Raw genomic sequence first — 13,325 nt, 5'->3', positions numbered from 1 at the left:
CATTGAATCCTGGAGCCAGTACTTGTACAACACCCATCACCTGGAGCGCATCTAATGCTCCTAATGCTGGGATATTTATTGATAACAACCCTAATTACTGGACCGGAACTCAAGGAACTAAAAATTTCATCTGGACTTCTTTGACTCCAGCAACTTTATATGTCCGCTTAAATAAATTTGACAATACATCTCAAATCTTGGCTCAAAAACAAGTGTATGCTCAACAAGCTGTAACGCCATCTGCAACACTAACTTTTAATGACCCAGGATGTACATTGAATCCTGGAGCCAGTTCTTGCACGACACCCATCACTTGGAGCGCAACTAATGCTCCTAATGCTGGGATATTTATTGATAACAATCCTAATTATTGGACCGGAACTCAAGGAACTAAAAATTTCATCTGGACTTCTTTGACTCCAGTAACTTTATATGTCCGCTTAAATAAATTTGACAATACATCTCAAATCTTGGCTGAAAAACAAGTGTATGCAAACACATCTAATGAACCATTTAGCTTGCTGCCAGGGGGGTCTAATTTCAACTGGTATAGCCATGGTTCGACTACAGGAGTTGGGTCTGATCCAATTAGACCACTCTTTCCATTTGGCATTATTAAAAATTACCATACAGGTTCTGTTAGATCAAATGTTCAAAACATGCTGCAATCAATGTACCAAAATGGTCAAAGAAGATTAAGAGTAAGTTTTTTTCATAGTAGATACATAGATCAAGGAGCATCAGGGACACAAATTGACTCATCAAGAAAACAAAATAAGCAAGGTAACTATTATCATATTGATCCTCTATATTTAAATAATTTTAAAAACTACCTAATTGACATTAAAAACAGTAACTTTGATGAAGTACTGATTTCAATGAAGCCGCAAGGTTGTAATGCACCACCAGTTTGGAAAAATTATTATTTACAGTGTGAGCAAGATATCTTAGCAACCTTTGATGGTGTATCAGTAAAACCAGGAACTGTTGGAAAAGGAGGATTGATACCATTATGGACAGAAAACTGGAGAGTTCTTAAAGAGGTAATAAATTATGTAAATCAAAGCGGTATCAATTATAAGATTGATTTAGGTAACGAGAGAATACCAACTTCAGATACTTTCACATGGGCAAGTTGTGGTTATCCATCAAGCCCATCTCCGTGTGATACAACTATGCCCTCAAGTGAAATATTGCTATATCAAGCAAGGTGGGAAAATTATCTAAAAGTCGTTTGGGATAAGTACATTGGTCTTTACGGCAATTCCAGAACAGTTGGGTACTCATTCTCTATTTCAAATGTTGGACAAATCTTTTCAAAAGCTAGCGTACTTAACAATATATATGGAACAACCATGCCTACATATATGGATTTTCATATTTATGATAGCGGGAATGACACTAACTGTACAAACTCTTCTAGGTCTGCTTATTGTAAATACTTAAATATTGCGAATACTTTCCCAAATTTAAGTGGAATTATAATAGGAGAAGTTTTTTACAATGATCTAGAAACTGCTTTAGAGCTGCAACAGGCAATAAATGAATCTGGTGTTACACCGTACTATTTGCTTCAATGGCCTCTTGCAAGAGCCCCTGTATATTATTCGCATCCACTGCCTTTGATATATAACAATTATTCATCAGAAGGCTTCTAAAATTTTTTTAAGTGAAGAAGGCTTAGGTAAAAAGTCTTCTTCTATTCATTTGAAAAAATAGTTTCATTGAATTTAGGCATTCTAGTTGATTCCTTGCTACAGTCATACAAAACTCCATTTAAAAACACTATTTTGTAGGTCTAGCAGGAAATTATCTGTGGCAAATGTTTTATGAGCGTGTAAGTATTTGTTGAATGTGGTGCCTGTCCCAGATTAGTTTTGTCCCAGATTAGTTTTCGAAGTATGAGCAGACGAGGAAATTGTTGGGACAATAGTCCCATGGAGCGATACTTCAGGAGTTTTAAATCAGAATGGATGTCATCAATAGGTTATGCTTCTATGATGGCAGCAAAACAATCAGTAATCAACAACATAGTTGGATATTATTGCAACGTCAGACCTCATGCACATAATGATGGTTTGACACCTAATGAGTCAGAACGAAAGTATTGGCTTGAATCTAAAACCGTGGCCAAAATTACTTGACCACTACACTACGGATCTAGCTCTTTTAAAGTATATCTTACTTTGTATTGAACGAAACTTTAAACAGTTGAAGGTTAGAATTTAAATAAAAGCTATAAACTTACTTGAGTTAGATCAAAACTGTTTCTATCAATAAAAAAAGGAAAATATAATGAAAAAAACTTATTTGATAATAATTTGTTTACTTTTTAGCCATTTTGCTAATTCACAAACTGCAACTATCACTGCACCAACTCCTGCTTGCACTGTTCAAACCGGGCAAACTTATTGCAGTACAACCATAAGCTGGACTGCTACTAATGCACCAGATGCTTGTGTATATATAGCTGGTAATAGTAATTACTTCTCATGCGTTCCTGGGCCCAATAAAACATATAATTACGCAAAAATTGCAGGAAATACGTTTAACGTTCATGTCGACAATGACCCTAACTCAGCAATTCTTGCAACAGTCTTTGTACAAGCGCAAGCAGCAGCTGCTCCATCCGCCACGATTACTGCTCCATCACCTGCATGTACAGTACAAACCGGGCAAACTTACTGTAGTACAACCATAGGCTGGACAGCAACTAATGCACCTAATGCTTGTGTTTATGTAGCTGGTAATAGCAATCCTTTTTCATGCATCCCAGGTCCCAATAAAACATTTAATTATGCTAAAGTTGCAGGTAGTACGTTTAATGTACATGTCGACAATGACCCTAACTCAACAATTCTTGCAACAGTTTTTGTACAAGCGCAAGCAGCAGCTGCTCCATCCGCCACGATTACTGCTCCATCACCTGCATGTACAGTACAAACCGGGCAAACTTACTGTAGTACCACCATAGGCTGGACAGCAACTAATGCACCTAATGCTTGTGTTTATGTAGCTGGTAATAGCAATCCTTTTTCATGTAGCCCAGGTCCCAATAAAACATTTAATTACGCAAAAGTTGCAGGAAATACGTTTAACGTCCATATCAACAATGACCCTAACTCAGCAATTCTTGCAACAATCTTTGTACAGGCACAAGATACAGTTATTTCTCAAAATTGTGATGTAACGATCGATCAAAGCCAGGACATACAAACTATTCTAGATGCTAATCTCAGTGCTACATCTACTGATATTTGCTTAAGTCCAGGAACTTACAATATTCAAAATAAATTAAAACTTAAAGATAACCAACACTTGATCGGAATTGGAGCTACGCCAAATGATGTTGTTATTAAAGCTCTTAACGGATTTAACCATACAAGAATGATGGTTATGAATGGTAAGGATAATGTCTCTGTTACCAATCTAACATTCGACTCAAACCAAATACCATTTACTTTTACAGTTTTGGTTTACAACTCAACTAACGTCAATTTGGACAACATTGTTTTTAACAATTTATATGAAACCAGAGGTGTAGGGGTAAAACTTGGATCATTTATCGAACTTAAAAACTTAGAATTTAACTTCAGTGGTTTTTTAACATCTGTCAAAGAGTCAACATGGACAAATGATAGCAACGATGTATTGATTGATGGTGTGATCGTAAATGGTCAGAATGACGGGATTTTTGGACGTGGTTCAATAGCTTGTTACAGATCATTCAACTACGTTGTACAAAATTCAGTATCAATTGATTCTGGAGGTGCCGGGTTTTATCTAAATAGCTGTTGGGATTTTGAGATCAAGAACAATCAGATTAACGGTGGTTCAGAGTGGGGCGTAGATATAGTAAATGGTTCACACGATGGAATAGTTGATAACAATATTATCTCAAACAAAAGATTCGGAGCAATGGTCATCGACGACCACAGTGGTGCGATAGGTGGTGCAGGTCAAGGAAAAGCTCCTTACAACATAGTAATTAAAAACAACACAATGATTGGAAATAATATAGGCGGTACTTCAAATTGTTCTGGAGTGAATGTTGTTTTAGACTCACTCAATAATGGTGTTGATGTCCAGAATAGCAATTCTAATAATAATGGCCCTTTATATTGCACTCGCAACTAGTAATACTAAATAAAATATTCAAAATACCTATATTTGGGGGTTCTTTTGCAGAACCCCTTATTGATTGATAAAAAATGTAATGTTGCACTCATAACCATAATTTATTTAATAACAACTAATCAAGGACAGTCATTGATTAAAGAGATCAAGCTGAATCTTTTCAGGGTTTTCAGTGCTTAAAATTGATTGTTTGGGGCGTTAATTGAATGCGTTTTGAGCTGGCTTGATTGGATTAGTGATTTTAGGGTGTTTAGATGATTTTCAACTGAGTTGGACGGTTGCAGACAGAATTTGCTAAAGGACTTTGTGGTGCTGGTAAGCTACTTTAAAACAGGCGTTAACTTAATTCCAAGCGTCCATTTGCGCTTGGTTTTCTTAGCGTTTTCTTTGAGCTGATCAGCGGTTTCTACAGCCGAAAAACCAATGGATATAAGGCGTCTGAGTCCAACAAGTAATCAAGGACACACACTGCTTAAAGATAAAAAAACTAAGTTTTCAAAGGTTTAAGAGTTTAATAATTGATTGGTTTGAAGTGGTATTTCATAGCAATGAGACCATGATTTTAATGAGGGTTGTTTTTTGAGTGGTTTGGGTGGGTTTTTTTGTTTTTCAACCGAGTTGGATGGTTGCAGACATGATCTGCTGATTAATTTTTGATGATTATTGAGCTATTCTAATGCTGGTTTGAGCTTGATTCCAAGCGTCCATTTGCGATTGGTTTTCACTGAAAATTCTTTGAGCTGTTCGGTTGTTCCAACAGCACTAAACCCAATGGATTTAAATCCTTTTAATTCATCTAACCAGCTTTCAGGGTTGATGCCAATTTCATCAATGGCTTTGGCTGTTTTAGATGATATAAAGCCTCGCTTATCTCCTCTTAAGCAACGACCTGTTTCATCTACTAAATCGATGTAGCTGGAAAGATAAAAGGGCAGATCAGCATCACTTTTGCCGAAACCAGATAACCATGTGTGATTATTCCCAATCCGCTCTTTAATTGATGTGAACTCAGAACCTTTCAAATCTTTAGCCATAGCTGCTCTTATAGGGTTTAAGTCTACGTAAGCCATACAAGTCAAAAGGGCGCGTTCATCAAGCAGGGCTTGGCTCTTGAAGCGAGATTCCCAGAAGTGTCCAGTACATTTATCTTCTTCATTGGCCATTCTGGCGACATACTCATTGATCGACTTCATATACCAAGATACAGACATCAATCTAAAACGGTATTCAGCCACATATTCCTTTACTCGCCTGATTTCAGCTTCGGTGTTAATTTCACCCTTCAGATAGCGGTCACAAAGCACAGGTAGTGAGTATAACGAACACCAAGTCATAAGGATTTGAGTGGCGTTCCATTCTTCAGTTGAATTAACCTTCAGAACAATGTGAAAATGATTGTTCATGATGGCATATGAACACACATCAATAGCGAATACAGATGTGACCTGTTTAATTCGATCAATGAGCCACTGTCGGCGGTGTTCAAACGACTTGCCTGATACCTTATCTTCACCGCATAAAAACGCTCTGCGAACGCACCTAGACACCACGTGATAATAAGGCGTTTCTTCAACACTTATTTGTTGATTCCTTGCTACAGTCATACAAAACTCCATTTAAAAAAACTATTTTGTAGGTCTTGCATGAAATTATCTGTGGCAAAACTCTGATGAGCGTGTAAGAATTTGTTGAAAGGGATGCCTGTCCTTGATTAGTTCTTGATTAGTTAATATCAGATTTTGGCAGGCACACAGCTACATTGGGACACTGGCAGTGAATGAGACCATAACTTGTCGAATTCCAGTTACATTTTCGCAGACAGGTTATCTCGAAATGCTTTGGCGGTTGGGACCGTGGACCAATGACCCTGATTTCAGTAACAATGAAGTTGCATTTGTATTGCGTGGCCAGACAGTTCCTGTGACATTGGATGTGGGGTTCATTCTGTGTATGATAATTTTACTGGTTACTTATGGTTTCATGAATTTTTACTCACCTCATAAAGAAAATTTCAAAATTAAGAAAAGTACCACTCATCATTAAATATCTTGTTTAACAAGAACAGCCAAGTAAGTTTCACTGGCGTTTTTTATGGCGGCTATTAATAATCTCGGTTAAAAAAGTTATACTGTTTGCTTGCTATTCAGGAAAACAATGTGACCACATCTTTTGATTCTAAATTACCTCATTTGGGGGCCAGTATTTTTACTGAAATGTCGTTGATGGCGAGCCAGCACCAAGCCATTAATCTGTCCCAAGGCTTCCCCGAGTTTGATACGCCGGCCTATTTAAAAAATGCCATCAATGAGGCCATCAGTGAGGGCAAGAATCAGTATTGTCCATCATCTGGACTGCCCGAGTTTCTGCAGCAGATTGGCGAGCTGGTACAACGCTGTTACATCAAAGATGAAGCGCGCCGATTGGACCCATTGAAAACCATCACAGTCACATCCGGTGCCACAGAGGCTTTGATGGTGGCGATTCAGACCTTGGTCAGGCCTGGTGATGAGGTGATTGTGTTTGATCCGGCTTATGATGCTTATGAGCCTGGGGTTGAATTGGCTGGTGGTCGCTGTCGTCACATCGCTATGAATGCTCCAGATTATGCCATTGATTGGGGGCAGGTTACTGCTGTTATTAATGATAAAACCCGAGCGATTGTGATTAATTCACCGCATAACCCAACGGGTACACTGCTGTCATCTGCTGATATGAAAGCACTTCAGAGGCTGGTGCTGGCGCATGATTTGTATGTGATCAGTGACGAGGTTTATGAGCACATGACTTTTGATGGCGAACGCCATGAAAGTGTGTTGGCATACCCTGAATTGTTTGAGCGGGCTTTTGTGGTCGCCAGTTTCGGTAAGACTTTTCATTGTACCGGCTGGAAGATGGGCTATTGTGTGGCGCCTGAGGGCTTGACTGATGAATTCAGAAAGATCCATCAGTACGCGACTTTTTGCACTTTCACGCCGGCTCAGTTTGCGATTACCGAGATGCTTAAAGCCCATCCACAGCACATTGATGAGCTCAGTGATTTTTACCAACAGAAAAGAGATGTGTTGGTCGCTGCTTTGAAACCTTCGCGGTTTGAGGTGTTGCCGTCCAAAGGCACCTATTTTTTGTTGTTGGATTATTCTGCCGTTTCTGACATGAATGATGTTGAGTTCAGTCATTGGTTAACCAAAGAGGTTGGGGTGGCGGTGATTCCATTGAGCCCGTTTTATCAAGCGGATGTTTTGGATGAGTATCACCAAAAACACAAGGTGGTGCGTTTGTGTTTTGCGAAAAACGATGAAACCTTATTACAAGCGGCAGAAATCCTGTGTCAACTCTGAATATAGCTGCTGTCCAATACGACATCAAGTGGCTGGATAAGCCGGCAAATTTCACTGCACTTGAGGCTTTAGTCAACGATCATCTTTCAACCCATGGAGCGGTTGATTTGTTATTGTTGCCTGAGACTTTTTCGACTGGTTTCTGTTTACAGGATGTCAGCGTCAGTGAGGCGCAAGATGGTGGTGCCGATTTGAGCTGGATGCAAGCGCAGGCCAAACAGCATCGCTGTGTGGTTGCCGGTACGGTTTTCGTGCGCCAAGGTGATAAAAAAGCCAACCGTTTTTACTGGGTTTCACCGGATGGTTCGGTGGCCTACTATGACAAAAGGCATTTGTTCAGGCTCGGTAATGAGGGTGATTATGTGGTTCAGGGCAGGATGCGAAAAGTATTTGAAATCAAGGGTATACGGATTCTTCCGCAGGTGTGTTATGACTTGCGTTTTCCGGTGTGGTCGAGGAACCGTCAGGATTATGATTTGATGGTCAATGTGGCCAACTGGCCAGCGGCCAGGCGCCATGTCTGGGACATTTTACTTAAAGCCCGTGCGATGGAAAATCAAGTGTATGTGGTGGGCGTTAATCGCGTCGGTGAAGATGGTTTGGGTGTGGCACATTCAGGCGGCAGCTGTGTGCTTGATTATGTCGGTGAACCTTTGGTCAGTGCTGAGGATGACAGCCAAGCAGTGATCCGTAGTGAGTTGGATTTTTCTGCACTGGAGCAGTTCAAGCGTGATTTTCCAGCCTTTCTGGATGCCGATGAATTTGATTTGGAGCAATGAAGTTGTGAGGCAGGCCAATGATTTCATGGCAGCTTCATGCTAAGCTTTGATTGTTCTTAGATACCAATACTACGCACGTATGAAACAGGCCTTAATGATTTTTTTGTTAATTACAACCATTGCGTTAAAAGCTGGTGATGGTGTGCTGACGTTTGAGGATCATGGTTACATCAACCCATTCACTGGAGGGGTGGCTTGGGAAACGACTCAAAACCAAGCGGTGTTGGCCATGGAGTGGGATTTTATTGGTATGAGTGAAGTGCTGCCCTTATGTTCCGGCGATTTTGATTGGACTGTGGTTGATGAATTTTTAACTCGAGTTGATGCGCGTGGGCATCAGGCTATCTTGCGTCCCATTCTGTTTGGGCCTGGTTATGGGCAAGAGAGTTATGCGCCAGCTGATATGATTGTTAATGACTTCTTTTATGAGGGATCCCTATTCGATAACCCAGAATGGAGTGATGCCTCGGTTCAGGCCTGTGTCTTGAAATTTATTGATGGATTTGCATTGCGATACAGCAATGATCAACGCATCGCCTATGTGCAAATGGGTCTGGCTGGCTTGTGGGGTGAACACCACTTGGATGGTGCCGCATATACATCAGCTAATTTCCCATCATATGAATTGCAAAAAACCATGATCACTCATTACATCACTGGTTTTGGTGCCACTTCAGCTGACATACAAACTTCGCTGTCTTTGGATGCAGCACAGGCACATGGTTTTTTCAGCCAAGGTGATGAATCATTAGATGATTGGCGCTTTGGTTTTTTTGATGACAGTTTACTCATCAACGACCACAACAGTGTGAACAATTGGCGACAAGACCCCACACCAGCAGCACAGCTTTTGTTGCACAGACAACACGGTTGGGGCGGTGAGGCCTATTGGACTGGCTGCAACAGTACGGGCACGTGGGCACAGGCGCCATTCGACTGTGGCAATGGTGAGTCATTAAATGATCAAGCCATTCGCATCGGCTTGAATTACATGCTCGGCTCACCCGCCTTCACCAACGATAACATCAGTGCCAATTCACTGCTAAATGCCTCACAAATGATGGGGTATAAATTCACAGCTACAGCTGCCAGCAGGCTCAACTCAAATCAGATTACTGTAACTATTGAGAATACCGGGGCAGCTTATAGTCCTTATCAAATTCAGGTATGTACTGAGCAAGGATGTGCTGGAGATCTATCTACCTTAGCCCCAGCAAGCGAAGTAAACATAATCCTACCAGCCACAGCTGCTGATACTCAGGTTCTTAGATTGATTTCACCCAGATTAGACCCTTCCAGCTCACAAAAGATCAGATGGAGTAATACTGGCGCAGATGAGGTGAATGCGACATTGACCGTGCTGCTTAACGACAGTGACATGATTTTTTCTGATGGTTTTGATATCAATTAATCACTTTTTTAATTCAAAATCAGACAGGGGTGTATTATTCTTTTAAATTCATAAGATGAAAAATAAATAAGGAGATTTAAGATCATGCCAATGTTTCATTCCAAGGTAGCTGTCGTATTATTAATATTGTTTTGCTTCAATGCGTCAGCTCAAGATGATTGGGAGCCACCCGAATTAGCATTCACATATGTAGCAAATGAGGATCAGTTTTATCTGGAGCTAATGAATAAAAGTGATCCGGAACTACAGGCGGTTGGGCTCACCTACTGGGACTATAATTACGATGCCCTCATTCATGACAAGAAAACGCTCAAATTAATGTATAAGACATCAGAAAAATTGGCTCAATTGTCTAATCCTTCGCTGACCACACTCAAATACTTGTTGGAGGTATGTAGCCGTGAAAAAGGCAGTTTAGATTGTGATGCTGATAAAATCATGGCCAAACAAATGGCGCTATACCCTGATGATGCTGTGGTATATTTGGCGCCATTACAATATGCCATGAATGATGGCAATGAAGCAGATGTGTTTTATCTTATTAATCAAATGGCCAAAGCCAATTCTGTTCAGTTTTCGACTTACGATTCCAAAAAACTACATCAAGAACTGGAGAATTATATGCTGAGGAATCCGCATTCTGAGGAAGGCATTGAATACTTTCTCAATGATTATATTGATTATTTCTTTGGTACAGCTAAACCAACAAAAGCGGAGAACCAGTATATGCGAGACAATTTAGCGGATTACTTGTCGGTGGTGGCTAAATTGTCTTTGTCATGGCAGCGACCCTTACCTTCTATCAGGCCTTTTTTGCAAGCATGTGAGCAATACAAAGAGTTAAAAGCCCAGTGCTTAGATGCTGCCAAAATATTTTATGAAACTGGTGACAGTTACCTCAGTCAGATGATAGCTTTGGCAGTGGCTGAGAAAGTTCATTTGGCACAAGGGGCGTCAGCACTAGCCAAAGCAGTACAAAATAAACAAGACAAGCTTAAAGATACTCGTGGCTGCTTGACAAAAAAAATAGATATACCGCAGCTTATCGATGGCAGTTATCAGCTGTTTCTTGTTGCATTAGATGTGGGTATTGAAGCCGGTGAGTGGGCTGCGTTAAAACACCATGCCAGTTTGATTTATGAAAACGAACTCAGGGTTAATCCCGATACAGCTCATTTACTGAATCCAGAAATGTGTTTTGAGGGCATCTCTGAGCATGGGTTTTTGGATGCCTTCAAACATACCCAATGAGCGCGCTGCGATTTCATGCTAATACTTAAATAATTAACTCGCAGCTGGTTCTTGATTCAAAGCCGGATAGAGATGTAACAAGCAACCTTTACCAGCGAATGTCAGTTTGTATTCAGGTTCTGCATTGTCGCTGCCGGTTTTCTCAAGTACACCTTTTTCTACCAGAAATTCGAGCATGGCTGTTGAAAGTTGTTGGGCTTTGAGTTTGGCTGCAATCTCCAGCCGTGTGGCCACGCCCTTGGCTGAATAAACGGTCCTCAATATCCGCGCTTCCATGTCTGATAACTCAGGCATGGGGCCGGTGTATTCAGGGTATTGTAATTCTGGGAATTTGGCGCGGACTTTTTTGTAGGATTCTTGGATTGAGCGGATGTCGTCTTCTTTGTTACCGGTCAGGTGGTAAGTGTGGAATACACCAGATTCTTTGGTGCGAAAGTCCACTTTGGCCAAAAAGATAGGTAAATCTGTGCCCTCGGCCAAATGGTAAAAACCAGTTTTCCATTTTTCTACTTTACCGCGGGTGCCCTCAGCAGTGAATAAGAAAAAGATGCGATCTTGTTTGTGCTTATCAACAAATCGTGTGATTTTACCAATCTGTCCTTGGCTTCCGGCTTTTCTGGTGATGGGGATGGCGCCCATCCACATCATCAACCGCCCAATCACCGGAATGCGACACCAGCTTTCCTTGATGGAAAAGTAGATTTTGATGTCCAATAAAATGGCTGCACCCATGGCGTAAACAACGTCCCAGTTAGAAGTGTGTGGTGCTGCGATGGTTATACCCGCACCTTGGTGACCTGATTCGATGGCTTTCCAACCCGTGAGTTTGAACCAAATTTTAAAAATAAACTTTAAAATGTATTTGACGATGATGCCATCAAAGATGGTTTTGTCTCTGATTTCTAATGGTTTTTTTTTATTCATGGCTTGCCCTGTAAGCAATTTTGTGTGTGTTATTTTATAGGAATGATTATACCAGTGTCAGTGGATAAGTAGGATGAATTCAAGTCTTAACAAAAGGAATAATTTTTGATCTTAAAGAGTGAAGTATTGTGATTTAAAATAGTATCATCTGTATAGTCTAACTTAATGTACTAAAATAAGCTGGAAGGAGGACCAGATGAAAATGTATCACCCAGTAAAAAAAATTTGCATGGCGCTGTTGATCGCCATGAGTCAACAGTCAATTGCACAATGGAACATTGAAATCAACGAATCAGAAGGTGCATCACGTGAACTGCCTCTGGTTTTACCTTTTACCTATTCAACCACCCAATGTCAGTTTGATTTTGATGTGATTGATACTTCGGTGGTAGACTTAATAGTAGATGGCACAGCCACATGCAGTAATGATCACTATCTGGTCATTGACCGTTACAAATATCCAGTTTCAAAACAAATGATGGTTACATTTGGAACAAACTTTATTGATTTTTCTGACGGTGTTAATTTGGGCGTTTGTACCACACTCTCAGGCGAGGACATCAATACAGATGCTCCTTTTTTGTATGTCGGTATGACAGTTTTTCAATTAGATGTTACTTTTCCTCACGAAGTGAAAAAAGTGGGTAACGAGGTGCATTTAATAACTGAGACTTCCAATCATGACATCATTTGTGAAGGTGCTGAATTGGCAGAGCTTATTTTTAAAGGAGGGTTTGAATGATGTTGGATTATATTGTTGTTTTAATGACCTTTATGACTGATTTGAATTACGACTTTTCCGATGAGAGTAGCTTGGTTTTTAATTTACAATCGGAGCAAGTAGTTCTCTCAAATGTAACGCAGACATCTGTCGACTGTGCAACGGTGCCATCACCACCTCTAATCAGTCAGCCTCCATTGAGATTGACTTACACTGAGATCAATGATGGTTTTCCTTTTGGTGAAAGTACCAGCACCAACGTAGTAGCCAACTTCACTATCAATCAGCATGTGGAAATTGCTGATCTGTTTACTGATCAAGTGAATTTCAGAAGAAAATTACAGTTTTACCCAACGCCTTCAAATTATAATTCTCCTTTTTGGGTGAGTTTATCGATCAGTGAATGTCCGGGTGATTTCACCGAAACAGCGGTTTGTAATCGGGTGCTCGTGCCTGTTCAGTTTCCACAAGTGCGTGTTTCTACCTATCCAGATGATCCAACTGATACTTATTGTGTGATTGAGCCTGGTAAATCATACTATTTAAACATGCTGCACGATCAAGATCCTTTTGATGAGGTTGCTGGGCGTTGCGCGTTCCAGCCAGACTCTACTTGTGCTGTAATCTTTGGTGAAATTTCAGATCAATAAGTTTTGATTATAATTAATGCAATTCCATATTTCTAGGTCAAAAAAACCAGCAGATTTTTACCTGCTGGTTATTTCTTTGGTTAACAATTATCGCTGTGAACGACTGGTGTTAAC

10 protein-coding genes and 1 pseudogene are annotated in these 13,325 nt (G+C 40.3%); 9 read left to right on the top strand and 2 right to left on the bottom strand.

Annotation, left to right across the window (positions count from 1 at the left end):
- The 3 genes and pseudogenes from QNI24_RS08565 to QNI24_RS08555 form a co-directional block, all read left to right on the top strand.
- The coding region (locus tag QNI24_RS08565; protein WP_283708625.1) for a hypothetical protein at window positions 1-1,658 on the top strand (1,658 nt) is incomplete at its 5' end.
- A gap of 237 nt (window positions 1,659-1,895) precedes the next feature.
- Window positions 1,896-2,144 (top strand): annotated as a pseudogene (locus QNI24_RS08560) (integrase core domain-containing protein); the annotation flags it as partial.
- Window positions 2,145-2,295: 151 nt separating this feature from the next.
- Complete coding sequence (locus QNI24_RS08555; RefSeq protein ID WP_283708624.1) at window positions 2,296-4,137, top strand: right-handed parallel beta-helix repeat-containing protein; 1,842 nt, start codon at window positions 2,296-2,298, stop codon at window positions 4,135-4,137.
- Between the two features lie 668 nt (window positions 4,138-4,805).
- On the opposite strand, the gene QNI24_RS08550 is transcribed toward QNI24_RS08555, so the two are convergent.
- Window positions 4,806-5,540 carry a transposase gene (locus QNI24_RS08550; RefSeq protein WP_267176145.1) on the bottom strand — a complete coding sequence of 245 codons (735 nt, stop codon included), beginning with the start codon at window positions 5,538-5,540 and terminating at the stop codon, window positions 4,806-4,808.
- An 810-nt stretch (window positions 5,541-6,350) separates the two neighbouring features.
- On the opposite strand from QNI24_RS08550, the gene QNI24_RS08545 reads away from it, so the two are divergent.
- From QNI24_RS08545 to QNI24_RS08530, 4 genes are all read left to right on the top strand, one after another.
- Complete coding sequence (locus tag QNI24_RS08545; protein ID WP_267176147.1) at window positions 6,351-7,475, top strand: methionine aminotransferase; 1,125 nt, start codon at window positions 6,351-6,353, stop codon at window positions 7,473-7,475.
- Window positions 7,463-8,254 carry an amidohydrolase gene (locus tag QNI24_RS08540; RefSeq protein WP_267176144.1) on the top strand — a complete coding sequence of 264 codons (792 nt, stop codon included), beginning with the start codon at window positions 7,463-7,465 and terminating at the stop codon, window positions 8,252-8,254. Before QNI24_RS08545 ends, QNI24_RS08540 begins: the two co-directional genes overlap by 13 nt.
- Window positions 8,255-8,348: 94 nt before the next feature.
- Window positions 8,349-9,665 (top strand): hypothetical protein, encoded by a 1,317-nt coding sequence (locus tag QNI24_RS08535; RefSeq protein ID WP_283708623.1) that lies wholly within the window; start codon window positions 8,349-8,351, stop codon window positions 9,663-9,665.
- Window positions 9,666-9,887: 222 nt separating this feature from the next.
- Entirely contained in the window at window positions 9,888-10,916 is a 1,029-nt protein-coding gene (locus QNI24_RS08530) for a hypothetical protein (RefSeq protein ID WP_267176142.1), read from the top strand.
- Between the two features lie 33 nt (window positions 10,917-10,949).
- Here the strand turns inward: QNI24_RS08530 and QNI24_RS08525 are convergent, their stop codons facing one another.
- Window positions 10,950-11,840 carry a 1-acyl-sn-glycerol-3-phosphate acyltransferase gene (locus QNI24_RS08525; protein WP_267176141.1) on the bottom strand — a complete coding sequence of 297 codons (891 nt, stop codon included), beginning with the start codon at window positions 11,838-11,840 and terminating at the stop codon, window positions 10,950-10,952.
- Window positions 11,841-12,036: 196 nt separating this feature from the next.
- On the opposite strand from QNI24_RS08525, the gene QNI24_RS08520 reads away from it, so the two are divergent.
- Window positions 12,037-12,582 (top strand): hypothetical protein, encoded by a 546-nt coding sequence (locus QNI24_RS08520; protein ID WP_267176140.1) that lies wholly within the window; start codon window positions 12,037-12,039, stop codon window positions 12,580-12,582.
- Window positions 12,579-13,211 carry a hypothetical protein gene (locus tag QNI24_RS08515; RefSeq protein WP_283708622.1) on the top strand — a complete coding sequence of 211 codons (633 nt, stop codon included), beginning with the start codon at window positions 12,579-12,581 and terminating at the stop codon, window positions 13,209-13,211. Before QNI24_RS08520 ends, QNI24_RS08515 begins: the two co-directional genes overlap by 4 nt.
- The last annotated feature ends 114 nt before the right edge of the window (window positions 13,212-13,325 follow it).

The organism is Marinicella marina, from assembly GCF_030065545.1.
In the GTDB taxonomy this organism is placed as follows: Bacteria; Pseudomonadota; Gammaproteobacteria; order Xanthomonadales; family Marinicellaceae; genus Marinicella; species Marinicella marina.
Note: the sequence above shows the minus strand (reverse complement) of the source record. Positions and strands in the feature narration are given on the sequence as shown.